Origin of the sequence: Marinicauda pacifica, from assembly GCF_004793635.1 — a bacterium.
GTDB lineage: Bacteria > Pseudomonadota > Alphaproteobacteria > Caulobacterales > Maricaulaceae > Marinicauda > Marinicauda pacifica.
This window is the reverse complement of sequence record NZ_SRXV01000001.1, coordinates 196107-222236: the sequence shown is the minus strand read 5'-3', so window position 1 is coordinate 222236 and position 26130 is coordinate 196107. Positions and strand designations below refer to the sequence as shown.

Here is a 26130-nt window from a genome sequence, read left to right as displayed (position 1 = left end):
ATCAGGCGGCGCCGCTGTTTGCAGCCTGCGAAATGACATCGCCCGCGCTCTGCGCACGGCGGATCTGTTCATGCACGGCGAGCGGCTCGAACGTTTCGACATCGCCGCGCGCATCGACGAGCACCGGCAGGCGGATCGTGACGGTTGTCCCCTCGCCCTTGACGCTCTGGACGGTCATGCGACCGCCATGCATCTCGGCCAGCGACCGTACCAGCGACAGGCCAAGGCCCGAACCGCGCTCATCGCTGGTCAGCGAGGAGCGGGTCTGGGTGTACTGGCCGCCAAGGGCGCGCAGCTCGTCTGCGCCCATGCCGACACCGCTATCGCCGACAGCAAGGACAAGCTCGTCGCCTTGTGCGCGTGCCATTACAGCGACCGCGCCACCCTCGGGCGTGAACTTCACGGCGTTGGAAATCAGGTTGAGGAGGATCTGGCGCACCGCCTTGCGGTCGGCATCAACCTCCAGCGCATCGCTGCCGGCGTCTGTCGAGAGGGTCAGGCCCTGATCTTCGGCGCGCAGGCGCAGCATCTTCGCACAGGTCTCCACGACGTCGCGCGCGTCGAAGCGGTCGGTGACCAGCTCGTAGCGGTCGGCCTCAATCTTGGACATGTCCAGCACATCGCCGATCAGGTCGAGCAGGTGGATGCCGCTTTCGTGGATCAGATCGCCATATTCGGCGTAGCGGGCTGGCAGCGGGCCGAACAGGCGCTGCTTCATGACATCGGAGAAGCCGATGATGGCGTTAAGAGGCGTGCGCAGCTCATGACTGACCGCTGCCAGAAATTCCGATTTCGCCCGGCTGGCCGCAATCGCCTCGTCGCGCTCGGCGCGGATACGTTCGATCTCGGCGTGATCGGCCGCGTGACTCTCCGGCGCGGCCTGCGCCTGACCGGTCACCGCCTCACCGTCAACCAGGCTGAGAACCAGGCCGTCTGCACTGCGCGCCTGAACGGCATGCACGGTCCGGGCACGGCCCTGGTTTCCGCGAACGGCAAAGTCGAAACCTTGCACGCCTGCATCTGCGTCCACGCTCTGCAGGCCATCGCGGATGGCCAGACGATCGCCGTCGTCGAAAGCCAGACCTTCAAGCGGCAAGCCGGTCAGATCACGCGGCACGCCCGGGATGAGGCGATGCACCGCGCGCGAGGCGGCCGTCATCACGCCATCGCGGTCGACCGCCAGCAGCGGACCGGGCGCATCCAGAAAGGCGCTGGCGGCAGGACGCAGGCGGGAGACCTCGGTGCGCGCGGCGTTCAGACGCGCTGCGTACCGGGCGCTGGCCACAAGTCCGCACACCGCCAGGAAACCGGCGAGGGCCAGAATGACGGAGCCGGACGCGAGGATTGTGGCGTCTGGAGCCGGGCCGAGAAGCTGGAGCATGGCCAATCCGGAAAATGCAATGGCGTTCAGCGTCCAGGACAGTGCAGCATCGCCCTGACGCCCGCTGGCCGCCATGGCCGCGGGACCGGCGAGAAAGACCAGAGCAGCGAAAGTCAGGGGACCACCCAGCGCCGCCGTCGCGGCCAGCGCCGGCAGCACCCAGGCCAGTGCCATGATAAACCGGCTTGCCCGGCGCGAGAGGGCGCGTGCGGATGCCAGCTGCAACCCGGCCAGTCCTGGCAGGGCGGCGAGCGCGAAAAGCGCCAGCGCAGCCGGGCTGACGCCCCGGTCGGCCAGGACCTGGAAACCCGCCGCGAGCACAGCACCCAGCCACAGGGCGTGCACGGCGCGTCCGGCTATCCGGTCCAGGTATCGGGCTAGGCGAAGGGTTTGACCCATCAAGGAGATTCCGACTCACTTTTGATTCACCACTCCAAACTCTGCTTCGCGCATTAACAATTATTGAATCTCAGCCTGACAGCTTTGTCATACTTGGAAGTTCGCCCGATTACGGGCAGTATCTTTTCTGCTTCCCAGCATCAAAAAGGAGCGGCTCGAATGATCGGGGCGTTTGTATTCGCGGCGACGTTGTCACTGACCCAGCAGACCCAGGAGACGCCTGAGCCGGGGCAGATGCCTGAAGGCCCGGTGCTGAGTGCACCAGATCGGACCGCACCGGACGAGAGCGGCGAACTCCGGGACACCGCCTCCACCTATGCGGCTTACCACTCCCAGGTGAATGCGGCCGGGCAGCGCGAGCTGCTGTCGGGCGAGGATCTGGACACCACGATGGATACGCTGGCGGCCTATTATAGCGGCGACCGGCTCGTGGATGCGCAGATCGCCTACACTGCGCTCGTCGCCGCCCAGAACCCGCAATTCATCGACGAGGTCCGGGCCGTCGCCGACTATTACGGTACGGACGTGGCCGCCCGCGCGCTCATGGAAGACCCGCTCTATGTAACCGGCTTCATGGGCGCAGACCTGGCCGCGGACTCGGTCAACACGACGGTGGGCGAGGACGTGGCCCGCATCAACGATGTCGGCATGCGCTACCGCCAGGCCGCCTACAATCTTCAGACCGAAGCCTGGGCACAACGCCGCGCGCGCGACCGGCAGGACCGCCTGGCCGCAATTGAGAGTGCGTCCAGCCGCCTGGCCACCGATTTCAGCCTGTCCGGAGCCGGCCCGGGCCCGGCGACCCTGCCGGACACGCAGGCACCCACCGCACGGCGCATGGGCTCCGCTTCATCTCTATTCGGCGATGACGTCGCCACCGATACCACGGGCCCGATCACGCTATCGGCGCTTGAGGTGACAGTCGGCGAGCGCCAGCTCGAGCCGGACGAGCGCCGCGTGGGTCAGATTCTGGTCGTCGCCGCGCTTCAGGCGATCGAGGGGGGCGATCTCACCTATATGGACCAGCTTCTCTCCAATCCGGCCGTGGAGCGTTGCATCCAGTGGGCGAAGCTGAACCTTCAGCAGTGCGTTGCCGCCGGCCATTTCAAATATGAAGATGCCTTCTGCATCGCCGAGCACGCGCTCGACGAGGTCGCGGACTGTCTGACAACGGCCAGAATTGTGCCGAATTGAAACAGAAGTTTGAAGTCTAGCTTAACGCCGTATCAATATTAGCCGTCTGTTTACCAGATCGCCCGGAATCAATGGAAAAATCCGGGAACCAAGCTAGCCTCGATATTGCTTCTAGAACCGAAGCGAATAGATCGAGGCACCCCAATGCTTTTCTGTCTTCGAGCGGCATTCTGGATTTTGGTCGTGGCGGCGTTCACGCCCCCGAGCTTTCACATGGCTGAAAACAGCCCGATGAAGGGTCTGATCCTGTCGGCCGTGGAAGCGCCCGGCCACCAGACCATCGAGGGCGTCATCGCGGCGTCCGAAGATACCAGCTCGCGTGTGTGCGGCGAGTATGGGGAGGTCTGCACGGTCACGGCGCAGCTCGGCAGCTTTGCCGGCCTGGTCGGCGACATCGCGGTGAATCGCGTAGAAAGCTGGGCTGCCAGCCAGCGTGCGCCCAACGACTAGGCGCGCCCCGCAAGGGGGCCCTTGCCCGCCACCCCCGCGATCGCTAACTGACGGGTATGACACAGCTTGAATCCGACATTGACGCCCTGGTCGACGAGTTCGACCTGATGGACGACTGGGAACAGCGCTACCGCTATCTGATCGAGATGGGTCAGGCTCTCGCACCGCTTGGCGAGACCGAGTATTGCGACGCCAACAAGGTCAAGGGCTGCGTAAGTCAGGTCTGGCTGGTGCTGGACGATCAGGATGGCCGCCTCATCGTGCGCGGCGACAGCGACGCGCATATCGTCAAGGGCTTGGTCGCCCTGATGGAGCGGCTCTATTCCGGCCGCAGCCCGCAGGACGCACTTTCCATCGATCCCAAAGCCGTGCTGGGCCGTATCGGCCTGGCCGAGCACCTGTCGCCCCAACGCTCCAACGGTCTGGCGTCCATGGTCCAGCGCATCCGCGCCGAGGCGCAGGCGGCGGCCTGACCTACTCGAACGGATTGGCGGCCGCGGCCGGGGCCAATATGCCGTAGTGGACCGCCAGCCGGTCGAGCGCGAGTTTCAGCGCCGGCGCGCCGCTGCGGTCCGGCCATTCGAGCGTGCGTTCTGCGGCCTGCATACCGGTCTCGCGCAGGAGCACGCTGACCAGCAAGCGGTCAAACCCCGGTCCCACCGCCGCCAGAGCGTCCATGACGCGCCGGCGCGCATCGATACGCGAGACCGGAGCGTCGGCCGGGTCGCACCGGAACCCGCGAGTCCCGCCGCCCGGAAGCCGGGTCCAGTCACTGCCTGCGGGAGATCCCATTGCCGAGCGGTGATAGTCGGCACGCAGCCGTTCGCCGGCCATGACCTGCCCGGCCGAAAGGAGCGGCGCGCTGCCCGGTGTGGTAGCGCGGGCATAGCGCGCAAGCGGAGATTCACTGAGATTGACCGTGACCTCTTTAATCCGGCCCTGCGCGTCGATCACCGACCGGGTGGAGAGATGGCGGTGCTGCTGCGCGAAAGCGTCCACTTCGGGACAAGGCGCCTCGAAACGTCTCAACGCGGAGTGACCGGCCGCGCTCAGTCGGTAGACCTCCTCCCCGGCCTCCTCAATCTGACCCCCGCTCAGAGCCTGCGCCATTTCGCGCACGGTGGCGATTGCCGACGGACGCCGCCTGCGGTCCGCTGCAGCATAGACCCCGTAGCCCGTCCGCCCGCCGGCCAGTGGAGCGAGGACCCGTCCGGGCCTGGCAAGCCGCACCATCCAGGCCGGAGCGCTCATGCCGCCTCGCCCGCCTGGTCCTCCCAGACCGGTGTCGGCGCAGCACGCAGGCACGCTTCCAGCGCATCCAGCCGGGTATCGAAGCCGATATCGTCGCGCCGGTCCTCGATCCGGTGACAGGCATAGGCTGCCGTCGTGCGGTCGCGGCCAAAGGCCAGCCCCACGCGCGCGAGCGACAGCTCGAATGCGACATGAGCCAGATACATCGCGACTTGCCGGGCGAGCGCCACATCGGCCGACCGCCGCGTCGGCGCGGCAATCTCCTCGACGGGCACATCGAACGCATAGGCGACCGCCTGCTGGGCAAGCCGGGCGCGGGCCCGATCAAGCCGCAAGCGCTGAAATCTGTTCTCCACCATCCTCGTTTCTCCTCCATCCCCAGGGAATGGACCGATGTTAGGAACATCGGATGGAGGAGAGGATAACTTTCCTATTATTCTCCCATAAAGCGTTTTCCGTAGAATAAGGTTGCGAAATCGCCCGAGGGTTCAGGCCGGGGAGAAGTAAGCCACGATCAGGATCAGGGCGAGGATCACCGTGGTCCAGATCGCCATGAGGCCGGACGGGACCGTGCGCGCAAGAGCGCCGCCGGGGCTGAACAGATGGAAGAGACGCCGGCCGAAGCGGGAGAACGCGCCCCCCAGGCCGCGCTGGATATGCTCGATCAGCTTGATCGTCATCACGGTACCCCAACGCACAGCGCCATCGCCAAACCCGCGATAGAGCCAGTCGACGTCACGCACGCTGATCGGCTGACGCGCAGGATAGAGTTTCAGCGCAAGCGCCAGCGCAAATGCGAAGGCCACCATGAACAGAAGCTGCGCCTGGCCCAGAATGTGGCCGAGCGTGTAGGGCGCATAGGCGACATCGCCCGGCAGGAGCGAATAAAGCAGCTCGTAGTCCAGGCCCAGATAGAGGCAGAGCGCGCTGGCCATCGCCATGGCGATCAGCATCCCCGGAGGCGCCTCGCGCACCGTGCTGGCGTGATCCGGCCCGCGATCGGGTCCGAAGAAGACCAGGTACGGGATTTTCAACGCGGCATGAGCCAGAACGCCGGCAGACCCGAAGACCAGCGCAAGCCAGATGTCGCCGCGATGCTCGCCGAGCACCGCAGACAGAGTCAACGCCTTGGCCACGAACCCGGAGAAGGCCGGAGCCGCAGCCAGAGCCAGCGCGGAGATCACGCCGAACAACGCGGTCAGCGGCATCCGGCGGTAGAGTCCACCAAGCTGACTGGCGCGCGCCGTCCCGGTCTGCGCCATTACGGCGCCCAGAACCATGAACATCAAGGCGATGTAGATCACGCCGACAAAGGCGTTGGCCGCAACAGCCGCGATCGCTTTCTCGGTGCCGATACCGACCCCGACGACCATGAAGCCGAGCGTAGAATTGAGCGCGTAGGCGGCGCAGCGGCGCATATCGTCTTCAAACAGGATGAAGATGGCCGGAAACACCGCCATCACCGCGCCGATCACGATCAGGATGTCTTCCCCGGCATAGGCCCGGGCCAGCACATAGATGGCGAGCTTCGTGGTGAAGGCCGACAGCACGACGGCGCCCGTGGCGCTCGCCTTGGGATAGGCGTCATTGATCCACATGTGGACGAGCGGGAAGCCGGCCTTGATGCCGAAGCCGATCAGGATGATGCGGCCGGCCATGCTGTCGAGGCCGATCTCGTTGAACGCCCAGCCCTGGGTCTGCGCCCACACGGCGGCGCCGCCCAGCAGCAGAACGCCCGACAGGACCTGAATGGCCAGGTAACGCAGGCCGGCCCGGTAGGCGACGCTGCCCCCCGCGGCAAAGATCAGGAAGACCGACGCCAGCGCGGTCAGCTCCCAGAAGAAGAACAGGGTGAGCAGGTCGCCGGCGAAGACCGCGCCGATCGCCGCGCCGGAATAGAGCAACGCTGCGGCATCGCTCATCTGCGAGCGCTCGTGCACCGAATAGATCGCGTTGAGGAAGGCGATCAGGACGAAGATCAGACCCCAGACGCGCGACAACTCGTCATAGCGGTAGGTTTCCAGCGTGAAGCCGGCCACCTCGAATGCTCCGAAGCTGCCGATGCTGGGCGTCGTCAGCATGATGGCGCCGGCGATCAGCGGTGCCGCAATCATCAGAACCTTGCGCACGACAACGCTGGGGATGAGCATGGCAAGAATGCCCGCGGCGAGGACGACGAAGGCCGGCGACATGGTGCTGAGGGAGGCGAAGAACTCACTCATCCTCGCCCTCCACACGATAGGCATCGGCCGGCATCACCAGCAGCGGGTGCAGGATATATCCGAGGGCCAGGAGCAGGGCGATCGCTCCGAACCCCATGAGCGCCCAGATGCCCGGCAGCGTCTCCGGCCAGTAGCTGGCATGGCGAAGGCCCAGGAAGTCGAGCGCGAGCAGGAGCACCGCGACGATACCGAGCCCGACCAGCGTCACACGCGGCGCGGCCGGCGCCTGCAGGACGGCAAAGGGTTTTGCCAGCCGGTGCCACTCGGGCGCCCTGTCCTGGCGAGAGGTGCGGCTCATGGCAACATCTCCGTGGTGAAGACAGGTTCGAGATAGTCCACGAGCGGACCGATCGCGAAAAAGAGCACGATGACGCCGCACGCCGTGATAACCGGGGCGGCGACAGCCAGCGCCGGGGGCAGACCCGGCTTCATCGGACTGGTTTCAGGAGCCGGCTTGAAGAAGGCGCGGAACGCCACGGGCAGGAGATAACCGATATTGAGCAGGGTCGATGCGATCAGCAGCGCGATCAGCCAGGGCTGGCCGGCCTCGGCCGCGCCGTCCATCAAGAAGAGCTTGACCCACACCCCGCCGAAGGGCGGCACGCCGACGATGGACAATGCGCCGATCGTGAAGGCAATGAAGGTCAGCGGCATGAAGCGGGCCAGCCCGTCCAGGCTGGAAATCTCGCTCTTCTTCGTGCCCGTGTAGATCGCGCCCGCAGTCATGAAGAGCGTGATCTTGCCGAAGGCGTGCATGACGATCTGGATGGCCGCCCCCATCAGCGCGATGGGTGTGGCGAGCATCGCGCCGAGCGTGATGTAGGAGAGCTGGGAGACCGTCGAGTAGGCGAGCCGGGCTTTGAGATTATCCTTCGTCATCGCAATGATGGACGCGACCACAATGGAGATTCCGGCGATCCAGGCCAGCACGTCCGCGGCGGGCAGTACACGCATGAATTCGGGTCCGAACGTGTAGACAGACACTTTCAGCATGGTGAAGACGCCGGCCTTGACCACCGCCACCGCGTGCAGCAGGGCGGACACCGGCGTGGGCGCTACCATCGCATTGGGAAGCCAGGGGTGGACCGGCATCAGCGCCGCCTTGCCGATCCCGAACGCGAACAGGAAGAGCAGAATACCCGCCGTGGTCACGCTGACGGCATCGGCCAGGATCCCGCCGGCTGTGAAATCGGTCGTCCCGGTCAGATACCAAACCGCGAAAATGGCCGGCAGGAGCAGGCCGATCGAGGTCGACAGAAGGATGCCGAGATAGATCGTCGCGCCCTTGCGCGCCTTCGCGTCACCCTTGTGCGCCACGAGCGGATAGGTGGAGAGGGTCAGCGCTTCGTAGAAGAAGAACAGCGTCAGCAGATTGCCGGCCAGCGCGATGCCCATGGCCGAGGCAATGGCGATCGTGAAGCAGAAGTAGAAGCGGGTCTGATTGCTTTCCTTGTTGCCGCGCATGTAGCCGATCGAGAAGAGCGAGTTCACGATCCACAGACCGCTGGCCACCATGGCAAACACGGCGCCGAGCGGCTCCAGCTTGAAGGAGAGCGACAGGCCCGGCGCGAACTCGATCAGATCGATGGAGGGCTGGTCGTGCGCGATCTCGACCAGGTACGCCACGACAATGGCCAGCACGACCGCCGAGACAAGCGTTGCGGCCTCACGCAAATTGGGAAAACGGCCCAGCACCAGGACCCCGGCCCCGCCGATCAGCGGGATAATCAGGGCAAGCGCGAGTGCGAGTTCAGGCGTCCAGCTCACGATCCTGCCTCCGCATTAATGGCAGCCTGCGCTGCGGCGTTGGCCAGATCGACCATGAAGTCTGCGTGAACCCCGAAATAGATGTTCGCCGCGACCAGGATCCACAGCGGGACGAGGATCATCAGCGGAACCGGGCGAATTCGTTCGCGCCCCTCCGGCGCCGGGTGAACCCACATCACCACAAGGATGCGGTAGACGTAGAACACGGCCAGTACGGAGGAGAAGACGATCGCGGCGACAGCCCACCACCAGCCATTGGCGAGCGCGGCCTGGACCAGGTAGAATTTGGAGACGAAGCCAACCGTGAACGGCACACCGATCAGCGAGAGCGCACCGATGGTGAAAGCCGCCGCCACGCCCGGCAGGGCCTGGCCGAGCCCGCGGAAATCGCTGATCCGGCGGACGCCGTAGGAATAGGCGAACGCGCCCAGCGCCATGAACAGGGCGCCCTTCATCAGCGCGTGATTAAGCAGGTGTAGAACGCCGGCGCTGACGCCGATGGCGGTTCCCATCCCAAGCCCGAGCATCATGTAGCCGACCTGGGCGACAGAAGAATAGGCCAGCAGACGGCGCGCGTCGGTCTGGAAGATGGCCTGCGCGGAAGCCAGGATCATGCCGGCAATGGCCAGCGGCATCACAACCCAGGTCAGGCTCATCATCACGAAGGCCGACTGGGGATCGAACACGTCGAACATGAACCGGATGATGACGTAGAACGCGACCTTGGTGGCCGTCGTCGCCAGGAAGACCGTGACGAAGTTCGGCGCGAAGGAATAGGCACTCGGCAGCCAGAGATGGAGCGGGAAGAGCGCGGCCTTCAGGCCGACGCCGACGAGGATGAAGGCAAAGGCGATCTCGACCACCCGGTTGCCGGGCATATCCACCACGATGCGCGCGATGTCGGCCATGTTCAGCGTGCCGGTGGCCATGTAGAGGAAGCCGACGCCGATCACGAAGAAGGTCGCGCCAATCGTGCCCATCACGAGATAGTTGAAACTTGCCGTCAGTGCCTGGCGGTCATTCTGGTGCCCCATCGCCACAAGCGCATAAGTCCCGAGCGAGGAAATCTCCAGGAAGACGAAGAGGTTGAAGGCGTCCCCGGTCAGCGCGACGCCGTTCAGACCGGAGAAGCAGACCAGGAAGGCAGCATAGAACAGGCCGCGCTTGCCTGGAGAAATCTCGTCGGCAACGCTTGGCAGGGCGAAGATGGCTGAGAGCACACCCATCGCACCGATCAGGAGCACGATGACGGAGTTCAGCTCGTCGATCCGGAACTCGATCCCGTGCGGCGGCGCCCATCCGCCCAGCTGGTAGCTGACCACACCGCTCAGGCGGGTCTGGGCCACCAGCTCGAACGCGATGAAGAGCGCGAAAACGGTCGACGCGAGCACAACGCCCCAGGCGAAACGGCCATTGGGCACGGCCACCAGAACGGCGGCCATGAAGAGCGGAACGACGACGCCCAGAACGGGGGCATGGGCCGCAAGCGCGGCAGGAAGAAACGAAGCATCCATCAGGCTCTACGCGCCTCTCTCGACTTCGCTGGAGTAATCGGCATCGGAGATTTCGACATCCTCGATCGTTCCGTAGGCCTCGCGTATGCGCACGACGAGCGCCAGCCCCATCGCCAGAGTTGCCACGCCGACCACGATCGCGGTCAGGATCAGCACGTGCGGCAGCGGGTTGGAATAGACGGCGTGCGAGAAATGGTCCTCGGCATGATACCCGTGGGCCACGTCGCCCGGCAGGATGGGCGGCTCCCCGCCGAAAACCTTGCCGATGGTGATGTAGAGCAGGAAGACCGAAGTCTGGAAGATCGTCAGCCCGACCAGGCGCTTGACCAGGTTGGCCGAGGCAATCACGGCATACAGGCCGACCATCATCAGGACGATGATGACCGCGTAGTTGAAGCGATCGGCGAGAAGTTCGACCATCTACCAGTCCTCCTCGGAGATTTCCGGGGTCCGGCCGGCGAAAGCGTAGAAAATTGCGATCATCACGCAGGTGACCGTGACCAGCACGCCGATCTCGATCAGGATGATGCCCATGTGCTGGCCCGTGTGGTGAGACAGATCCGGGTGCAGGACATCATAGTCCAGGAAGTCGCCGCCAAGCAGCAAGGTGGCAAAGCCCACCCCGGCATAGAGCATCGCCCCGAGCGCGAACCCGACGCGGACCACGGCCGGCGGCACGGCGCGGCGTGCCGCATCGACACCGAAGATGAGCGCGTAAAGGATCACGGCACTGGCCAGGATCACCCCGGCCTGGAACCCGCCGCCCGGCGAATACTCGCCGTGGAAATGAACGTAGAAGCCGAAGACCACGATGAACGGGATCAGGACCTTGGAGACAACGCGCAGGATGACGTGGGGAGACATGGTCATCGCCTAATCCTCCCGCTTGCCGGCAGCGCCGCCCAGGCCAAGCAGCAGCGCCACGCCGAGCCCGGCAGCAAAGACCACGAAAACCTCGCCCATCGTATCGAAACCGCGATAGCTGGAGAGCACAGCGGTGACGACGTTGGGAATGGCAATATCGTCCACCGTCATCGTCATGTATTCCATGCCGACATAGGCGTTCGCCGGAGAATTCGGGTCGCCATAAACCGGCATGTCACCGAGCGCGTAGAAGAGCAGCGCGCCGGCCACGACGACGACGGCAAGCGCCGCCCAGTGGCGCGAGGCCGGGACCGGATTGCATTCACGTGAGGTCAGGAGCATCGCGCCCAGCAGAAGCACGGTAGAAATCCCTGCGCCGACCGCAGCCTCGGTGAACGCCACATCGACCGCATCGAGTGATACGAACCAGACCGCGGAGAGCAGCGAATACACGCCGGTCAGCATCACCGCCGCGAAGAGCGAGCGCAGGCGCACCACGGCGATGCCCACCGAGAGGAGCATCGCCATGAAGACGTAGTCAAAATACTGGGTCAGATCGACGGTCTGGATCACGGCCGGGTCTCCGTGGGCTCTGCCTCTTCCTCACGCCCGGGCGCGAAGCGTTTGAGGTGCGGTTTCAGGCCGGCGCGGTAGGCCGCGTTTGCTACCGCATGACTTGCGGTCGGGCTGGTCAGGAAGATGAACACCCCGATAAGCGCCAGCTTCAGCGAAAGCGCGCTCCAGCCGGCCTGTAATATCAGCCCGATCATGATGAGTTCCGCGCCCAGCGTGTCGGTCACGCCCGCAGCATGCATGCGGGTGTAGAAATCGGGCAGGCGCAGAACGCCGATCGAGCCGGCAAGCACGAAGACCATGCCCGAGACCAGCGCGGCGATGGATACGATATCGAGCGCAAGGTCGATGAATTGCATCAGGTCCATCATGCCCCTCCCGTCGGCTCGGAGCGATCCGACTGGGCGTCGTCTCCGGTGTCACGGCGGCGGATCGCGATCTCGCTCAGAGCCACTTCCAGCGAGCGGTAACGGAAGAACTTCAGAATCGCGATCGTCGCGATGAAGTTCAAAAGCGCGTACAGGAGGGCGATGTCGATGGCATCGCCGCGATTGACCATGACGGCGAAGACCACAAGGAACAGCACGGTCTTGGTGCCGAAGCTGTTCACAGCCAGAACCCGGTCATACAGCGTCGGCCCGAGAAACAGGCGCGCCAGCATGATGGCCATGGCGACCGCCAGACCCAGCGCCACGGCGAAATCGAGAATGGGAATGGAGGTCACGATGAACGCCCCTCCGCCGCATCGACCGAGCGCGCTTCCATTTCACGAAAGCCCTCCATATCGGAAAACTCCCGGGTCAGCGCATGAACCAGAAAGCCGCGTTCCTCGACCTCGACCGTCACCGTGCCCGGCGTCAGCGTGATCGAGTTGGCAAACGTAGTCCTGGCCAGGTCGCTCTTGGCAGTGACAGGCACGCGGGTCAGAACGGGCTGGATGTCGAGATCGGGCTTCATCGTCGCTTTGACCACGGCGATGTTGGCCTTGACGATCTCTCCGCCGAGCCAGCCCCAGTAGCGTACGAAGGGGATGATACGGGTAAAGGGCACGCCCTCCCCGTCGACCAGTCCCATTCTCAGCGACATGCCCAGGGCGAAGAGGATGCCGAAAATGCCGAAGCCCAGGATGAGCGTGTTGTACAGCTTGTCCGACAGGACCGCCCACATGGCCGCCAAGGCCACGGTGAGCACCGCCAGATAGATGACACGACCCGCCACGTTGTCTCCTCCCCGAGCACCCGCGTTTATCAAAGGGTTTGGAGGGGTTCTAGGAAACCAGTCTGGCCATTTCCAGCAGAATCGGCTGCGCGAAACCGACTTTCCTCAGAAGCGCTCGGGACGCAGCACCTCGACATCCTGCCCGTAAATGATGCCGGGATAGCGATCGAAGAAAGGCTCGGCGGCTTCGAACACACGCTCGGCGGTCGCCGCGTTCGTGATGGCGTGCACGAGTTTCTTCTGCGTCGCATCGTTGAAATCGGCCCGGTCCCACTCGCCTTCCAGACCGCGTCCGGCACGGGCATCCACCACGGTAAACCCGGTCACGCCGGCCTGGGTCAGCAGTTCAAGCAGCCGGTTGAGATGCGCGACCTCGACGATCGCAATAAGCTTCTTTCGAACGGCACGGGCCATCGCCTAACCTCCAAGCACGGCGCGTGCGAGCGCGGTGTAAAGCGGAATACCAAGCGTCAGGTTGAACGGAAAGGTAATGGCGAGCGACAAGGTCAGATAGACCGCCGGGTCGGCCTTTGGCAGAGCGATGCGCATGGCCGCGGGCACCGCGATATAGCTCGCCGAGCCGCTCAGGATCATGAGTGCGGCCGCATCGCCGACACTCAGCCTGAGCAGCACCGCGACGCCCAGCGCCACACCGGCCCCGATCAACGGCATGACGAGGCCGAAAACCACCCCGCCCAGCCCCAGACGCCGCGCACCCGACAGGCGCCGCGCCGCGACGAGACCCATGTCCAGCAGGAACAGCGCCAGCACGCCCTGGAACAGGTCCACGACAAAGGGTTCCAGCTTGGTCATGCCGGCCGGGCCGGAGATCATGCCGATGGCAAAGCTGCCGAGCAGCAGCACGACCGAACCGTTCAGCATGACTTCGCGCACAAGCTCGCCGCGCGTGCGTTTGTCGCCGCCGGCCGCGCCGCTTCCAGCCAGCAGCAAGCCGGTCAGGATGGCCGGTGTCTCCATGAGGGCGAGCACCGCCACCATATGGCCGGAGGATGCGATCCCGGAGAGCCGGAGAAACTCGGCGCCGGCCACGAAAGTCACCACGGAAATCGAACCGTAATGGGCTGCCGAGGCGGCCGCGGTCGCCCGGTCGAGGGACGTCATGATGCGCAACAGGGCGAAAGCAATCAGCGGCATGGAAAAGCTGAGCACGACCCCGGCCAATGCGGCCAGGATCAAGGTTGTCGTGAGGCCCTGCTCGGCCACTGCGACGCCGCCCTTGAAGCCGATGGCGAGCATCAGATAGAGCGCAAGCCCCTTGGCCACGGCTTCAGGAACGGCCAGGTCGGATCGCGCAACACCGGCGAACACGCCCAACGCGAAGAACAGGACGGCTGGGGAAGTCAGGTTGGCGAGCGCAAGCGCGAACATCTCAGCCATCGGCTCGGGTTCTCCTGGCACGAATCTCAATCCGGCCGTGCACTTACAATCAGTTTTGTAGGCGAACAAGCAAAACCGGCGCGCTAGTCCGCGTTGGCGCCCTCGCGGCCGCGGAAGCTCCAATCCCAATAGCGCAGGACTGTCTGTGCCTTGTCGACCGACAGAGTATCAAAGACATACTCGCTGCGTTCGGCGGCAACCGACCCGGCGGCAAACCCCGCCGCCAGGGACAGATAGCCGAGATGCCGTCGGGAGAGCCCTGTGGCCTTGGCCAGCACGCCCAGCGGTTCACCGCCGAGATCGCCAAGGATGCGCTCAAACAGCGAGAGCTGGATATTGGCCAGACGCGCGCCTTCCATGCGCAACGCCTCGTCATGGCCGTTCACAGCACGCTCCGCGACGCCTTCGAGACCGCCATAGCTCGAGCTGTCATTGGCTTCGCGGTTGCGTTGGCGCCGGTCGATGTAGAACAGGGTGCGCTGAACCAGTGCATCCTGGTCCTCCGGGTTCGCGACAAGCGGAAACACGTCCTGGGCCGCATCCTGGAGAATGGTGCGACCGACCGCAAAGCGGCTCAATATCATCTTGCGCTGATCGTGGCCCACGTCCCAGAAAAGCGCAAAGGCCTGGGCGGGACGCAGCTCCGCCCTGCGAATTAGTAGAAGGGCGAGGTTGTAATCCTCGCTGGCCAGATTGATCAGCCGATCCATAGTCTGCGGCGCAATACGGGCCCCGGAATTTCGCAACAGGATGGTGAGGACGTGCGGATCGGCCGCTGCGACCAGGGCCGCGGTGACGGTCTCGCTGACCTGTTCGCGACGCGCGAGGGCCGTGCGGTGACTGACATCGCCAGCCCTGGCGATCTCCATCATGTCGAAATCGGTCAGCGCCTGCGATCGCTCGAGGATCGGCTTGGCAATCTCGAAATTGTCCAGCGCCAGGCGGCGAAGCAGGCCGGCTGGCGCCTCGGCCTGTTCGGCCAGGCGGGCGGCCACGCGGCCCCGCAGCTCGGGATTGGCCGTGCGAAGCATCTCGTCGAGAACATCGGCCACCATCCAGCGCTCCTGAGGGGTCACTGTGCTGGACGGGAGGCAGACAATATCGGCCAGGCGCCGGGTTAGGACCGAGCGCGCATTGCGCTTGGCCGGTTGCGGTGCCGGAGCAGTCGGCGATGCGGTAAAATGGTCGGCCATCGGTGCGGAGCCGTTCTTGTCGAAGCGTTCACAAAGACTCCAGAAAGGGTCACACGCAGGCGTTAATTAAGCGTGGCTGGGCACGTCCGTTCACGACCCGCCCGTCCGGTCCGTCGGGGTTTTCCGGGGCACATGCAATCTGTCCCGTGTCCGCGTCGAGGGAGAGCCTATATAGACATATCACCCTTATCTTCAGATGGAGGCATCACGTCGCCCATGCCCAAGCTCGACAAGACTGAGATTGCGACGTTGCGTTCGGCGCTGACACCGGAGCAGGACAAGGTTGCATTCAAGGAAGGGACGGAACGGCCCGGCTCCAGCGGACTGAACGAAGAAAAGCGCAACGGCACCTACCAGTGTGCCGTATGCGGAAATCCGCTTTTCGGGTCACGCCACAAGTACGAATCGGGAAGTGGCTGGCCAAGCTTTTTCGATACGTGCGGCGAAGGCTCGCTCGAGACGAAACGCGATTTCAAGCTGATCATCCCGCGCACCGAGATGCATTGCGCCAATTGCGGCGCCCATGTCGGCCACGTTTTCAACGATGGTCCGCAGCCCACCGGACAACGTTGGTGCGCCAACGGTATCGTGCTGGACTTCGTACCGGAGGATGGTGAAGACTAGCCCGGTCTTGTCCTGAGCGGGCGCGGAGGTCGCGCTGATGGACGTCATCGGAGCGCCTTGTCATGCCCTTTCCCTCCTTCTACGTGTTGCGCCGAACCGGCGCCGCGGCCGTCGCGATCCTTGCGATCGGCCTTGCAGTGCGCGTCCACGCCTCTGCCCAGGAGATGTCATCCGACATGCACCAAGCCACCCATAACGCGCTGATCGACCGCGCGCTCGAGATTGACGCTCCGACAACGGAGCAGCGCCCGCTCGAAACCGAACAGCTCGGCCGCACGCGCGTCGATCCCTATGCCTGGTTGCGCGACGATAACTGGCAGGAGGTCATGCGCGATCCGAGCGTTCTGCGCGACGATATCCGCACGCACCTCGAGGCGGAGAACGCCTATTACAATGAGGTGATGGCCCCCACGACCGAGTTGCAGCAACGCCTGTACGAGGAGATGCGCGGCCGCATCAAGGAAGACGACAGCTCGGTGCCCGATCGCGATGGCGAGTGGTTCTACTACACACGCTTCCGCGAGGGGGGCCAGTACCCGGTCTTCGCGCGCCGGCCCGCAGACGGGAGCGGCGAAATTTCGGGTGAAGAGCAGGTCATCTTCGATGGAGATGCCGAGGCGGAAGGCATCGAGTATTTCGATATCGGATCGGCCGAGCATTCACCCAATCACCGATACCTGGCTTATGCGATCGATACCGCGGGGTCGGAATTCTACACGATCAAGGTCCGCGATCTCGAAACCGGCGAGGATGTCGCCACGCTCACCGAGGAAGGGTATGGCTCGCTGGTCTGGGCGAACGACTCCCGGACGCTCTACTGGGTCTGGCGAGACAGCAATAACCGGCCGAAGCGGGTTTACCGTCAGGCGTTCGACGCGGCCGAGCCCGAGCTGATCTACGAAGAGGCAGACGACGGCTATTTCCTCGGCGTCTCGAAAACAGATGGCGATCGCTGGATCGTGGTCTCCGCCAACGATCACACGACGAGCGAAATGCGTCTGCTCGACGCCGGCGATGCCGACGCGCAAGCCATGCTTGTCGCTGCGCGCGAACCGGGCGTGGAATACGACCTGACAGAAGCGGGCGGCGAGATCTTTGTCCGGACCAACCTGGACGACTCCGTCGACTTCAAGATCATGCGCGCGCCCCTGGACGATCCACGCCGGGAAAACTGGCAGAACCTGATCGCCCACCGGCCCGGGACTCTGGTTCTGGGCATGGACGGCTATCAGGACTGGCTGGTGCGTATGGAGCGCGCTAACGCCCTGCCCCGCATCGTCGTGCGCAATCTGGAGAGCGGTGAAGAACACGAGATCGCATTCGAGGAAGAAGCGTATTCGCTCGGCCTAGATGGCGGCTACGAGTACGCGACCGATACGATGCGCTTTTCCTATGAAAGCCCGTCCACGCCGGAAGAAACCTTCGAATACGACCTGGCCGCCCGCGAGCGGACCCTGTTGAAGGTTCAGGAAGTGCCCTCCGGACACGATGCCGACGATTACGTCGTGCGCCGCATTCAGGCGACCGCCCGCGATGGCGAGCAAATTCCGGTGACGGTCCTGTACCGTGAAGGAACCCCGCTGGACGGAAGCGCACCGCTATTGCTCTACGGTTATGGATCGTACGGGATCACGATACCGGCGAGCTTTTCCACATCGCGCCTGTCGCTGGTCGATCGCGGAATGATCTACGCGATCGCCCATATCCGCGGGTCTATGGCAAAGGGATACGGATGGTATCTCGACGGCAAGCTCGACAACAAGCAGAACACCTTCAACGACTATGTCGACGCCGGACGCGCGCTGGTCGAGCAAGGCTATACCAGTGAGGGCCGGGTCGTAGCCTATGGCGGTTCGGCAGGCGGGTTGCTCGTCGGCGTCGCCATCAATCAGGATCCGAGCCTGTTCGCCGGCGCGGTAGGCGCGGTCCCATTCGTAGACGTGCTGAACACAATGAGCGATGCAGAGCTTCCGCTCACGCCGCCGGAGTGGCCCGAATGGGGCAATCCGCTGACCGACGAGGCTGCCTACGAGTATATCGTGTCCTACTCGCCTTACGATCAGGTCAGTGCGCAAGACTATCCTCACGTGCTCGCCACGGCGGGCCTGACCGATCCGCGGGTGACCTATTGGGAGCCGGCCAAATGGATTGCAAAGCTGCGTGAATTGCGCACGGACGAAGGCCTGACCCTGCTGCGTACCAATATGGGGGCCGGTCATGGCGGGGCATCGGGCCGCTTCGACTCGCTGCGGGAGCGCGCCGAAGAATATGCGTTCGCCCTGATGGTCACCGGACTTGCCGATCAGGAGGCGAGCACGACGACCGAATAGGCTCGCCACATTTCGCCTGCCAGACGCCCCGGCCCGCAAGGACCGGGGCGTTTTTCGTCTAGTCGTTCAGCGTGAAATCCAGCCGTGTCGTCAGACCGGAGCGGACAATGTGGTCGGCCCCGTCGGCCATGGTCGCATTGTAGCGCCAGTGCTCGACCGCAGCATGGGTCGCCGCGGCGAAGGCAGGCTCGCAGCCGCTGATCTGGATATTGGTCGTGCGGCCATTGCCGAGCACGTCATAGCGAACCAGGCAGCTGGCTTCCTGACCGCGCCGGGCCTGGGAGGGTGGATAGACAGGAGCCGCACGTGTGAGGGGAGTGCTGCCCGGATCGAGGGCGATATCGCCGGGGTCGACCGGGCCCGAAGCCGGGCTCGAAACGGGATACTGGCCGGAGACACCCGGGTTGCCCCTTGCGGCCGGTACATCGCGGCTCAGGGATGGGATGTCCGGCATTGCGAGCGTTTCCGGCGCGTCGGGCAGAGGCTCGCGCACCGCTACATCGGCCACGATTTCGCCGATCGAAACCTGCACCGGGTCGATCTGCCGAACCGGTGGCGGTGACGGAGCGTCGATCAGCCGGGACATCAAGAAGAAGAGCAGAAGCGTTATGGCTCCGGCGACGGGCAGGAGCAGGCTAGTTCTCGCACTGAAGGCTGTGACTGCAGTCATGACAATCCTCCCTGGCCCCTCTCACGAGAGAGGCTCAGCCCGCCCAGCCACATGAACACTCTGTAATGAATGGGGCAGGAATGTGCCGAATTCACGCTTGGCGCGATCTTCCTGCGGATCCGGCAAGAAAAAACCCCGGTGGAGAACCACCGGGGTTTATTTTCAGTCTTGTCGGCGCGTCTCTAGCCGCGGGCTTGAGCCGCCTCGGCTTGCTGACGGGCCGCCTCGATCTGGCCTTCGGCGAACGCCGCGGCCTCTTCGTCAGTCTGGTTCGGCTGACGGATCTGGACCGCATTCTCGTTGAACCAACGCTCACACCGCTCCGGCACGTCAACGATGGGCTGACCGTATTCGTTGAAGTCTTCAGGCGAACCGACGAGCGTGATGATGTCGGCTTCCTGATCGAGCGTCAGGCGGCATTCGTCGATCCGGACCTGCTGAAGACGGGTCACACGGGCCTCTTCAGCACGAATCTGGCCTTGCACGAAGCGGATCCAGTCACTGGCCGCACGGCGGGAGTCCCCATACTGAGTACCGTTTTCGAACGCCTGCAGGGCGCCCTGACGGTTGCCAAGCTCGAAACGAACGGTACCAAGAAGAACCCAGGCATCGCCGGCTTCGTCAAGACCGCCACGGTTCAGCGCGGTTTCAAACCAGCGAGCGGCCTCTTCGAAACGGTTCTCCTGATAGAAGGCCTCGGCCAGCTTCAGGGCGTTCTCACCGTCGCCGGTAATTTCCGCGATCCGGGCCAGGACCGGGATGGCGTTGCCGAACTCGGAGGCCTGGCGCCACATATTCGCCAGCGTTTCGAGGTTGCGGACATTCTCCTCAATGCATCCGGCGTTGATATTGCGCTCCAGGATGGTCGCCCCGCGATAGGGGTTCTCATAGAAGCTGTAATACTGGGCCAGGTTGAGCAGACGGCTGCTGTCTTCACAGCGCAGCAGACCGTTGAGATACATCAGCTTGTTGGCTTCGAACGCATCTTCCTCACGGCCCGTCCGCGCAAAGAGCGCAATCAGGTTCTGCCAGGCGGTACGGTTGCCCGGGAAATAGTCGAGGCTGGCGCGCACGACCCGCAGCTCGTCGTCGCTACGCTCGAGTTGCTGGTAATACGCCTGCATCAGCGAGAAATCGGCGTACGTCTTATCGCTGTTCGGCACGTTCTGGTAGTAATGCTCCGCGTAGCGAAGCCCCTCCTGCCAGCGCTCTTCCTGCGCGTGCGCCTGAGCCAGAAGCTTGGCCAGCGATGCAGTCAGGGTCGCCCCGTTATTCAGAGCGATCTCCATCTGCCGGATACCCTCGGCCGTGTTGTCAAGGACCATGTAGAGCTGGCCGATATTGACCCTGAGCGAGTTGGATTCGTCAGGCACGAGCGCACCGGTGTTGATCGCGCCGAGGAAGTCATCGATGGCTCCGCGATAGTTTTCCTGCTGGAAGTACACGCCGCCGCGCATACGCAGGATCACCGACCGCTCGTACGCCGTTACGTCGCGCTGGACGAGGCCATTGAGGATCTGAAGGATCTGCTGGGTCGGCATAGGCTCCTGATCCATCAGCTCCTGTACTTCCAGGATTGGCTCACCGATCGCCGCAGACAACGTGCGGTCGACGTTGTCTTCTTCTTCCTGGTTACCTCGATTGCGCTGCGCGTCGGCATTGGCGACGACGGAACACGCAATGGCGCCGGCAAGAAACAGCGCGCCGGCTGCTTTGATCCAAAGAGACGGATCGATTGTTCTGGAGCGGATCATTCCGGGTCTCCCAATCGGAAGTCGGGCGGGGCGAACCGGGTCGTCACCGGTCCGCCCGCTCGACTAGCCTTCGAGCTGATAATCGATGCGAGTCTGGACACCGCGGCGCCAAACCGCATTGCCTCCCTCGATCTTCGGTTCGTAACGCCAGCGCTCGATCGCGCGGGCCGAGGTCCGTTCGAACATGGAGCTGGAGCAGTTCACCGCCTGGATATTCGTCGGCGTCCCGTCCGGCGTCACGTCAAACGTCATGTCGCAAAACCCTTCCGTTCCGCGTTCAGCGGCCCGGGGCGGGTATTGCGGCGGAATACGGACCAGCGGCTGAGCATCACGGTCGGAGACGTCGAAGCTCACCTGGTCACCGCCAAGATCGGGCGCCTCGAAGTCCGGTAGGGCCCCAACGGCGGTTTCCATGCCTTCGGTCGGCTGATCGGCGCGCTCACGCTCGATCTGCGGCGGCGGCGGCGGCGGAACCACGTCTTCCACCTGGTCGAGCTGCGCTTCACGGCGCTGCGCCTCGATTTCTTCGACTTCGTCGGAGATCGAGATCCGCACGTCCTCACCCGCTTCTTCCGGCGTGAAGTCACCCCCGGAAATGAGGATGTTCATGAGCACGAACAGGAAGAAAGTGACGATTGCGGCAATCGGGATCCCGATCAGGATTCGGATAAGTGTAGCCATTGTTCGCTCCTTAGCCTTCCTGCGTCGAGATCATGACGTCGACACCCAGGTCACCGAACAGCTCCTGGACATCGAGCACGAGCCCGATCGGAGCATCCTGATCACCCTGAATCATCGCCTCGGCACGCGGGTTTTCCTCAAGCAGCTGCTCGAGAACGTTCCGCATCTGGTTCATCTCGTAAACCTGACGATTGACCCAGATTTCGCCCTGGCTGGTCACAGCGACAAGAATGGTCGGCTTCTCGGATTCCAGCAGTTCCGTTTCGGGACGGACAACTTCCACGCCCGGCTCCTTCACGAAGACCGAAGTCACGATGAAGAAGATGAGCAGGATGAAGACCACATCCAGCATCGGAGTGAGATCGAGTTCTGCATCGGTCTCCTCCGTCATTACGCGGCTTTGTCGGCGCGCCATAGCAGTCCTCCCTAAGCCTCGTCTTCACGCTGGATGGAAACCGGAACGCCATTGACCTTCATCTGATCCCAGATGTTCACGGTGATACCGTGGAAGGACTCGTCGTCCGGGCGGATCAGTACAGCCGATCCCGGGCTTTCCGCGCGGATGCGCGAGACAGCAGCAAACACACGGTCGGCCGAGGTCCGGTCCTGGTTGACGAAGACATTATTGTCGCCGTCGATCTGGACCAGGATAACCGGATTGTCTTCACTTTCCGGCGGATTCTCGTTCGGCGGCGGCGGCTGCATGTCGATCCCTTCCTCCTGGAGGAAGGTCGCAGTCACGATAAAGAAGATGAGCAGGATGAAGACGATATCCAGCATCGGCGTCATATTGACGTCGGCCTTGTCGGCTGCATTCCCGCGGTTTCGCCTGCGCATGAGTTACTCCACTTCGAGTTCGTCGGCGAGCTCGTGAACTCGCTGGCTCGCCATACGCTCGATCTGGTTCGAGAACAGGAGCCCGGACAGAGCGGAAACCATACCGGCCATCGTCGGAATTGTGGCCCGGGCGACGCCCGAGGACATGGCGCGAGCATCCGACGAGCCAGAAATGGCCATCACGTCGAACACTGCAATCATGCCGGTCACAGTACCGAGCAGACCGAACAGAGGAGCGACCGCAACCAGGGTCTTGATCAGCTCCACGTTCTGTTCCGCTTTCAGCTTCACCTCGGAAACCAGCTGGTCCCGAATGGCCAGGGCGTGCCAGGAGTGGTGATCGCTACGCGCGGCCCACTCCTGTTTAGCCTTCTTGGCCACCACGTTATGGGCGAAGCCGAAATAGGCCAGGCGCTCCAGGATAAAGGCCCACATCACGAAAGTGAGGCCCATAATCAGCAGGAGCACCGGCCCCCCGCGCTCGAGGAACTCCTGCAGGCCGAGAAAAATGCCTTGGAGGTTCATCGATAGGGTTCCTTACGCTTGGCCGCGCTCTTCAGAGTGGCGGGCAACAATACCGGCCGCTTGCTCTTCCAGCGTCTGCTGGGCACCGCGCGCGAAGCTGGCCGCGAACGAGTGGATGAAGAGAAGCGGAATGGCGGCGACAAGACCGGACACCGTGGTCACAAGGGCCTCGGAGATACCACCGGCCATGATGCGCGGGTCGCCGGTACCAAAGAGGGTGATCTGGGTGAAGGTTCGGATCATACCGGTCACGGTACCCAGCAGGCCGAGCAGCGGAGCGATGCCGGCGGCCAGCTTCAGGAAGTTCAGACCGAACTCCAGTTTCGGGGTCTCGCGCAGGATCGCCTCGTCAAGCTTCAGTTCGATCGTTTCGATCGGACGGTCCTTGACTTCTTCATAGGCGAGCATGATGCGGCCGAGCGGGTTGCCTTTGGACGCGGTCGACTTGCGCTTCTGGGCGTTGATCGCGGAGCCGGTCATGACCAGCGCAACCAGGCGCCACAGACCGAACAGAGCCGAGAAGATGAACAGGCCGGCGATGATTTTCGCGACAATGCCACCTTGCTCGAAGCGCTCGGAGAGCGACGGGATGTCCTTGAAGATCTCGAGCAGCTGACCGCGCGACGGATCCACCGGACCTTCGACGATCTCGCCCGGATCCGCATTGGCCAGGTTGGAGGCCGCGGAGAGCAGACGGCCCGGAGGCTGCGTCGGCAGGACCGAGAGCGTGTACCCGCTGGTGCGATCGTTCTCGTTGGTGCTCCAGCGCAGATACTTCGCACCGCCGTCCATGGCGAAGATCACGAACGTACCCACACGGGTCGTCGGAACCGGCTCGCCGCCGTTGAGGCCGACAACCGCGCGGTTGAAGGTCGCCACGTCGGACTGCGAGTCCATCTCGTCGATCATGACTTCATAGATGTTACGCAGATCGTCCGCATCCGGAAGCGTGCGGCTTTCCGCCAGCTGCTCTAGCGGACGGTGACGGTTGGGGTACTGAGCCGAGATGATCGACGCTTCGATCAGCGAGGCGAATTCGCCCGCCGTCTGGCGTGCCACACCGAAGAGCTCGCCGAAGGCGCCCTGTTCTTCGGTAAGCTGGGTCGCCAGCTGATCGATCTGCTGCTGATTGGCTTCGAACTGAGTGCGGTTTTCTTCCGCCTCGGCCTGAAGCGCATTCAGACGCGAACGAGCCTGGCTGACCAGCGATTGCTGGCGGCCCTGCTCGGCGCGGAATTCCTGAAGACGCTCCTGGTTCTGAGCCTGAGCATCACGCGCATCTTCACGCACGCGCTGCAGCAGCTGGGAGATTGAAGAAACCGGTTCGCGATCGACTTGCGCCGATACCGCTCCGGTGATGAGGGTCGCGCCGAGAGAGACGGCGGCGGCCAGTTTGATGATCGATTTCATCTTGAGTGTACTCCGTCTCTACCGGTTACTGAGCCGACTGCGGGCCAGGCAGCGGGGCGATGAACACTTCCGGCGTGGTCACTTCCTCGCCGATGCGGACCGCACGCTGGACGTTGCCGGCGAATCCGCCCGGCAGGTCACGCCATTCCTGGTTGTCTTTGGTCATCATCTGCATGTCGCCCTGACGAGCACCGCTCTGGAAAACGCGGATGAGCGCGACGCGGCCGATCTGCAGGAATTTCACCTGCGCGGGCTCGCCTTCGACATCAACGGTGTCTTCGTAGACGCGCAGCGAGCGCCCGTAAGACGCCTCGATCTCGTACGCGTTCAGGATGACGCGGTAGGTTTCGGCCGGTGACACGGTCGCGTCACCAAGCAGTGTCTGGATGTTATCGAGCCGCGACTGGCGCAGATCCGTCTGGAACGGAAGGTCGCTGGCGATGAAATCTTCCAGCGCGACCGCCATCTCCAGAAGCATCGGGGTCAGCGTCGCTTCCAGGGTATCGACCCGCTCGAGCTGACGTTGCAGCTCCGAGATTTCGACATCCTGCGACTGCAGGAAGACTTCCTGCTGCTGCACGAAAACTTCCTGGTCCTGGATCTGCGACTGCAGAGCCAGATACTGGCGCTCGAGATCGTCAGCCGACGCTGAGACGTCGTTGATCTGCTCTTGCGCCTGGGCGCCCTGTTGCGTCGATTGCCGCGCAACCTGCAGCGCTTGGTCGAGCGGGCTCTGAGCGTACGCCGCCCCGGCCGTGGCCGCGGCCCCGGCCAGCAGCGTCGTGCGGATCCACTTCATGGTGTTGGACATGCCTTGCCTCACAGTAGCTGACGCGGAAGGTTCCCGCGCGCCTTGGATTACCCTCAATTTGACGTCAGCCGGCGTCCCGCGCCGGCCTCGGCCCCCTACAATGCTTCGGGACGCCGATAGCGGCGCCCCGGTGATCCCCTTAGGAACCACCTGAAAGAATCGACGGGAATCGTCGGAACAGACCTAGAAATCCCCATCTCGCGCGGTGTTTTTCACCGTCTTTAGTTTTCTAGAACGCTTTTGCGGCGCCTGGCGATGAACGCTAGCACCGGCGCGCCAGCGCAATCAACCTCGCGATGGCGGTTAACGCGTCCCAAAGCGCATGCTGACGTTGAACAAAGCGGGGTGGACGGAACAATGCATTGTGAGCGCGCCGGCCATGAACGCGTGATCAAAAAAAGCGGCAAAGGGTCGCAAGCGCCTTAATCTACTGGAAATTCGCCCCATGGCGGCAGATCGGGCGAATGCCGCACTGCAACGACGCAGATGCAAGGGAAACGCGAACTGCAACACATCAGCACAAATCTGCTGATTGGCGGTCCACCCCGGATATTCATTAAGGAAAATGGCTGGGGCGCCAGGATTCGAACCTGGGAATGGCGGTACCAAAAACCGCTGCCTTACCACTTGGCGACGCCCCAACACGGGCCTGCTGATCGCAGGGAGGCGCGCTAGATAGCCTGAGCTTTGCGCATATGCAACGCCCCTACTTCAGCAGTTTCACATCGCGTGCATTCGCCAGTCTGTATCGGGTGTGCGCACGGTGACTTGAGCGTATTGCATGGCGGGAGCGAGTTGGATATAAGCCGCGCTCCGGTTCGGAGTATAGCTCAGCCTGGTAGAGCACCGTCTTCGGGAGGCGGGGGTCGCAAGTTCGAATCTTGCTACTCCGACCACCTATCTTTTCAGCGCGCTCCCGACGCGCTGACGCAATCCAGCACCACACGAGTGAAAAAGCCCTTCCACAGGAAGCGCGCTCGCATGCGCGGGGTCGATTCGTCTGCCGGGACTCCCTAGATTGCGCTGGAAAGGCGCGCTGCCACGCAGCGGTGCCATATGCGAGG

29 protein-coding genes and 2 tRNA genes are annotated in these 26130 nt (G+C 63.5%); 6 read left to right on the top strand and 25 right to left on the bottom strand.

Annotated features, from left to right (window positions below):
- Window position 1: 1 nt before the first annotated feature.
- Window positions 2-1780 carry a sensor histidine kinase gene (locus E5162_RS01180; protein WP_135943124.1) on the bottom strand — a complete coding sequence of 593 codons (1779 nt, stop codon included), beginning with the start codon at window positions 1778-1780 and terminating at the stop codon, window positions 2-4.
- A gap of 159 nt (window positions 1781-1939) precedes the next feature.
- On the opposite strand from E5162_RS01180, the gene E5162_RS01175 reads away from it, so the two are divergent.
- The 3 genes from E5162_RS01175 (at window position 1940) to E5162_RS01165 (ending at window position 3897) form a co-directional block, all read left to right on the top strand.
- Window positions 1940-2974, top strand: coding sequence for a hypothetical protein (locus E5162_RS01175; protein ID WP_135943123.1), 1035 nt, complete (start codon window positions 1940-1942; stop codon window positions 2972-2974).
- A 213-nt stretch (window positions 2975-3187) separates the two neighbouring features.
- Window positions 3188-3424 (top strand): hypothetical protein, encoded by a 237-nt coding sequence (locus tag E5162_RS01170; protein ID WP_135943122.1) that lies wholly within the window; start codon window positions 3188-3190, stop codon window positions 3422-3424.
- A gap of 56 nt (window positions 3425-3480) precedes the next feature.
- Window positions 3481-3897, top strand: coding sequence for a SufE family protein (locus E5162_RS01165; protein ID WP_135943121.1), 417 nt, complete (start codon window positions 3481-3483; stop codon window positions 3895-3897).
- A gap of 1 nt (window position 3898) precedes the next feature.
- Here the strand turns inward: E5162_RS01165 and E5162_RS01160 are convergent, their stop codons facing one another.
- From E5162_RS01160 to E5162_RS01090, 15 genes are all read right to left on the bottom strand, one after another.
- Window positions 3899-4675 (bottom strand): DUF6456 domain-containing protein, encoded by a 777-nt coding sequence (locus E5162_RS01160; RefSeq protein WP_135943120.1) that lies wholly within the window; start codon window positions 4673-4675, stop codon window positions 3899-3901.
- The gene (locus tag E5162_RS01155) at window positions 4672-5034 is read right to left on the bottom strand and encodes a helix-turn-helix domain-containing protein (RefSeq protein WP_135943119.1); all 363 of its coding nucleotides are present in this window, start codon (window positions 5032-5034) and stop codon (window positions 4672-4674) included. The genes E5162_RS01160 and E5162_RS01155 overlap by 4 nt, the downstream gene beginning before the upstream one ends.
- A gap of 129 nt (window positions 5035-5163) precedes the next feature.
- Complete coding sequence (locus E5162_RS01150) at window positions 5164-6897, bottom strand: proton-conducting transporter transmembrane domain-containing protein (protein WP_135943118.1); 1734 nt, start codon at window positions 6895-6897, stop codon at window positions 5164-5166.
- Entirely contained in the window at window positions 6890-7195 is a 306-nt protein-coding gene (locus E5162_RS01145; protein WP_135943117.1) for a hypothetical protein, read from the bottom strand. The genes E5162_RS01150 and E5162_RS01145 overlap by 8 nt, the downstream gene beginning before the upstream one ends.
- Window positions 7192-8664 carry a proton-conducting transporter transmembrane domain-containing protein gene (locus tag E5162_RS01140; protein ID WP_135943116.1) on the bottom strand — a complete coding sequence of 491 codons (1473 nt, stop codon included), beginning with the start codon at window positions 8662-8664 and terminating at the stop codon, window positions 7192-7194. The genes E5162_RS01145 and E5162_RS01140 overlap by 4 nt, the downstream gene beginning before the upstream one ends.
- Window positions 8661-10178 (bottom strand): monovalent cation/H+ antiporter subunit D family protein, encoded by a 1518-nt coding sequence (locus tag E5162_RS01135; RefSeq protein ID WP_135943115.1) that lies wholly within the window; start codon window positions 10176-10178, stop codon window positions 8661-8663. The genes E5162_RS01140 and E5162_RS01135 overlap by 4 nt, the downstream gene beginning before the upstream one ends.
- 6 nt (window positions 10179-10184) lie before the next feature.
- On the bottom strand, window positions 10185-10598 hold the full coding sequence (locus tag E5162_RS01130) for a cation:proton antiporter subunit C (protein WP_135943114.1): 414 nt from the start codon (window positions 10596-10598) through the stop codon (window positions 10185-10187).
- On the bottom strand, window positions 10599-11042 hold the full coding sequence (locus E5162_RS01125; protein WP_135944108.1) for a Na(+)/H(+) antiporter subunit B: 444 nt from the start codon (window positions 11040-11042) through the stop codon (window positions 10599-10601).
- A gap of 9 nt (window positions 11043-11051) precedes the next feature.
- Complete coding sequence (locus E5162_RS01120) at window positions 11052-11612, bottom strand: DUF4040 domain-containing protein (RefSeq protein WP_135944109.1); 561 nt, start codon at window positions 11610-11612, stop codon at window positions 11052-11054.
- The gene (mnhG, locus tag E5162_RS01115) at window positions 11612-11986 is read right to left on the bottom strand and encodes a monovalent cation/H(+) antiporter subunit G (RefSeq protein ID WP_233342112.1); all 375 of its coding nucleotides are present in this window, start codon (window positions 11984-11986) and stop codon (window positions 11612-11614) included. Before mnhG ends, E5162_RS01120 begins: the two co-directional genes overlap by 1 nt.
- Window positions 11983-12285, bottom strand: a complete 303-nt coding sequence (locus E5162_RS01110; protein ID WP_135944106.1) for an MrpF/PhaF family protein — start codon at window positions 12283-12285, stop codon at window positions 11983-11985. Before E5162_RS01110 ends, mnhG begins: the two co-directional genes overlap by 4 nt.
- 50 nt (window positions 12286-12335) lie before the next feature.
- On the bottom strand, window positions 12336-12833 hold the full coding sequence (locus E5162_RS01105) for a Na+/H+ antiporter subunit E (RefSeq protein WP_135943113.1): 498 nt from the start codon (window positions 12831-12833) through the stop codon (window positions 12336-12338).
- A 105-nt stretch (window positions 12834-12938) separates the two neighbouring features.
- Window positions 12939-13247: a P-II family nitrogen regulator gene (locus tag E5162_RS01100; RefSeq protein ID WP_135943112.1), complete on the bottom strand. Its 309-nt coding sequence runs from the start codon at window positions 13245-13247 to the stop codon at window positions 12939-12941.
- A gap of 3 nt (window positions 13248-13250) precedes the next feature.
- Window positions 13251-14231: a sodium-dependent bicarbonate transport family permease gene (locus tag E5162_RS01095; protein WP_135943111.1), complete on the bottom strand. Its 981-nt coding sequence runs from the start codon at window positions 14229-14231 to the stop codon at window positions 13251-13253.
- Window positions 14232-14314: 83 nt separating this feature from the next.
- Window positions 14315-15424: a DUF2336 domain-containing protein gene (locus tag E5162_RS01090; RefSeq protein ID WP_135943110.1), complete on the bottom strand. Its 1110-nt coding sequence runs from the start codon at window positions 15422-15424 to the stop codon at window positions 14315-14317.
- A gap of 216 nt (window positions 15425-15640) precedes the next feature.
- Between E5162_RS01090 and msrB the strand changes: the two genes are divergently transcribed.
- Both msrB and E5162_RS01080 read left to right on the top strand, forming a co-directional pair.
- On the top strand, window positions 15641-16048 hold the full coding sequence (msrB, locus tag E5162_RS01085) for a peptide-methionine (R)-S-oxide reductase MsrB (protein WP_135943109.1): 408 nt from the start codon (window positions 15641-15643) through the stop codon (window positions 16046-16048).
- A 62-nt stretch (window positions 16049-16110) separates the two neighbouring features.
- A complete protein-coding gene (locus E5162_RS01080) occupies window positions 16111-18378 on the top strand; it encodes a S9 family peptidase (RefSeq protein WP_233342110.1) in 2268 nt (755 codons plus the stop codon).
- 58 nt (window positions 18379-18436) lie between these two features.
- Here the strand turns inward: E5162_RS01080 and E5162_RS01075 are convergent, their stop codons facing one another.
- The 9 genes from E5162_RS01075 to E5162_RS01035 form a co-directional block, all read right to left on the bottom strand.
- Window positions 18437-19048, bottom strand: a complete 612-nt coding sequence (locus E5162_RS01075; protein WP_135943108.1) for an energy transducer TonB — start codon at window positions 19046-19048, stop codon at window positions 18437-18439.
- Window positions 19049-19230: 182 nt separating this feature from the next.
- Window positions 19231-20802 (bottom strand): tetratricopeptide repeat protein, encoded by a 1572-nt coding sequence (locus E5162_RS01070; protein ID WP_135943107.1) that lies wholly within the window; start codon window positions 20800-20802, stop codon window positions 19231-19233.
- Between the two features lie 63 nt (window positions 20803-20865).
- Window positions 20866-21483 (bottom strand): energy transducer TonB, encoded by a 618-nt coding sequence (locus E5162_RS01065; RefSeq protein WP_135943106.1) that lies wholly within the window; start codon window positions 21481-21483, stop codon window positions 20866-20868.
- A gap of 10 nt (window positions 21484-21493) precedes the next feature.
- Window positions 21494-21898: an ExbD/TolR family protein gene (locus E5162_RS01060; protein WP_135943105.1), complete on the bottom strand. Its 405-nt coding sequence runs from the start codon at window positions 21896-21898 to the stop codon at window positions 21494-21496.
- Window positions 21899-21909: 11 nt separating this feature from the next.
- Window positions 21910-22320 (bottom strand): ExbD/TolR family protein, encoded by a 411-nt coding sequence (locus E5162_RS01055; protein ID WP_135943104.1) that lies wholly within the window; start codon window positions 22318-22320, stop codon window positions 21910-21912.
- Between the two features lie 3 nt (window positions 22321-22323).
- Entirely contained in the window at window positions 22324-22845 is a 522-nt protein-coding gene (locus E5162_RS01050) for a MotA/TolQ/ExbB proton channel family protein (protein ID WP_135943103.1), read from the bottom strand.
- A 12-nt stretch (window positions 22846-22857) separates the two neighbouring features.
- Window positions 22858-24255, bottom strand: coding sequence for a MotA/TolQ/ExbB proton channel family protein (locus E5162_RS01045; protein ID WP_135943102.1), 1398 nt, complete (start codon window positions 24253-24255; stop codon window positions 22858-22860).
- A 25-nt stretch (window positions 24256-24280) separates the two neighbouring features.
- Window positions 24281-25066, bottom strand: a complete 786-nt coding sequence (locus E5162_RS01040) for a DUF3450 domain-containing protein (RefSeq protein ID WP_135943101.1) — start codon at window positions 25064-25066, stop codon at window positions 24281-24283.
- Window positions 25067-25632: 566 nt separating this feature from the next.
- A tRNA-Gln gene (locus tag E5162_RS01035) sits at window positions 25633-25707 on the bottom strand.
- A 178-nt stretch (window positions 25708-25885) separates the two neighbouring features.
- Here E5162_RS01035 and E5162_RS01030 point away from each other — a divergent pair.
- Window positions 25886-25962: transfer RNA gene (locus E5162_RS01030), tRNA-Pro, on the top strand.
- The last annotated feature ends 168 nt before the right edge of the window (window positions 25963-26130 follow it).

Excerpts from the sequence above, each read along its gene's own strand:
- E5162_RS01180 (WP_135943124.1), bottom strand. The coding sequence starts at position 1,780 with ATGGGTCAAACCCTTCGCCTAGCCCGATACCTGGACCGGATAGCCGGA.
- E5162_RS01175 (WP_135943123.1), top strand. The coding sequence starts at position 1,940 with ATGATCGGGGCGTTTGTATTCGCGGCGACGTTGTCACTGACCCAGCAG.
- E5162_RS01170 (WP_135943122.1), top strand. The coding sequence starts at position 3,188 with ATGGCTGAAAACAGCCCGATGAAGGGTCTGATCCTGTCGGCCGTGGAA.
- E5162_RS01165 (WP_135943121.1), top strand. The coding sequence starts at position 3,481 with ATGACACAGCTTGAATCCGACATTGACGCCCTGGTCGACGAGTTCGAC.
- E5162_RS01160 (WP_135943120.1), bottom strand. The coding sequence starts at position 4,675 with ATGAGCGCTCCGGCCTGGATGGTGCGGCTTGCCAGGCCCGGACGGGTC.
- E5162_RS01155 (WP_135943119.1), bottom strand. The coding sequence starts at position 5,034 with ATGGTGGAGAACAGATTTCAGCGCTTGCGGCTTGATCGGGCCCGCGCC.
- E5162_RS01150 (WP_135943118.1), bottom strand. The coding sequence starts at position 6,897 with ATGAGTGAGTTCTTCGCCTCCCTCAGCACCATGTCGCCGGCCTTCGTC.
- E5162_RS01145 (WP_135943117.1), bottom strand. The coding sequence starts at position 7,195 with ATGAGCCGCACCTCTCGCCAGGACAGGGCGCCCGAGTGGCACCGGCTG.
- E5162_RS01135 (WP_135943115.1), bottom strand. The coding sequence starts at position 10,178 with ATGGATGCTTCGTTTCTTCCTGCCGCGCTTGCGGCCCATGCCCCCGTT.
- E5162_RS01130 (WP_135943114.1), bottom strand. The coding sequence starts at position 10,598 with ATGGTCGAACTTCTCGCCGATCGCTTCAACTACGCGGTCATCATCGTC.
- E5162_RS01125 (WP_135944108.1), bottom strand. The coding sequence starts at position 11,042 with ATGTCTCCCCACGTCATCCTGCGCGTTGTCTCCAAGGTCCTGATCCCG.
- mnhG (WP_233342112.1), bottom strand. The coding sequence starts at position 11,986 with ATGATGGACCTGATGCAATTCATCGACCTTGCGCTCGATATCGTATCC.
- E5162_RS01110 (WP_135944106.1), bottom strand. The coding sequence starts at position 12,285 with ATGGCCATCATGCTGGCGCGCCTGTTTCTCGGGCCGACGCTGTATGAC.
- E5162_RS01100 (WP_135943112.1), bottom strand. The coding sequence starts at position 13,247 with ATGGCCCGTGCCGTTCGAAAGAAGCTTATTGCGATCGTCGAGGTCGCG.
- E5162_RS01095 (WP_135943111.1), bottom strand. The coding sequence starts at position 14,231 with ATGGCTGAGATGTTCGCGCTTGCGCTCGCCAACCTGACTTCCCCAGCC.
- E5162_RS01090 (WP_135943110.1), bottom strand. The coding sequence starts at position 15,424 with ATGGCCGACCATTTTACCGCATCGCCGACTGCTCCGGCACCGCAACCG.
- msrB (WP_135943109.1), top strand. The coding sequence starts at position 15,641 with ATGCCCAAGCTCGACAAGACTGAGATTGCGACGTTGCGTTCGGCGCTG.
- E5162_RS01080 (WP_233342110.1), top strand. The coding sequence starts at position 16,111 with ATGCCCTTTCCCTCCTTCTACGTGTTGCGCCGAACCGGCGCCGCGGCC.
- E5162_RS01075 (WP_135943108.1), bottom strand. The coding sequence starts at position 19,048 with ATGACTGCAGTCACAGCCTTCAGTGCGAGAACTAGCCTGCTCCTGCCC.
- E5162_RS01070 (WP_135943107.1), bottom strand. The coding sequence starts at position 20,802 with ATGATCCGCTCCAGAACAATCGATCCGTCTCTTTGGATCAAAGCAGCC.
- E5162_RS01065 (WP_135943106.1), bottom strand. The coding sequence starts at position 21,483 with ATGGCTACACTTATCCGAATCCTGATCGGGATCCCGATTGCCGCAATC.
- E5162_RS01060 (WP_135943105.1), bottom strand. The coding sequence starts at position 21,898 with ATGGCGCGCCGACAAAGCCGCGTAATGACGGAGGAGACCGATGCAGAA.
- E5162_RS01055 (WP_135943104.1), bottom strand. The coding sequence starts at position 22,320 with ATGCGCAGGCGAAACCGCGGGAATGCAGCCGACAAGGCCGACGTCAAT.
- E5162_RS01050 (WP_135943103.1), bottom strand. The coding sequence starts at position 22,845 with ATGAACCTCCAAGGCATTTTTCTCGGCCTGCAGGAGTTCCTCGAGCGC.
- E5162_RS01045 (WP_135943102.1), bottom strand. The coding sequence starts at position 24,255 with ATGAAATCGATCATCAAACTGGCCGCCGCCGTCTCTCTCGGCGCGACC.
- E5162_RS01040 (WP_135943101.1), bottom strand. The coding sequence starts at position 25,066 with ATGTCCAACACCATGAAGTGGATCCGCACGACGCTGCTGGCCGGGGCC.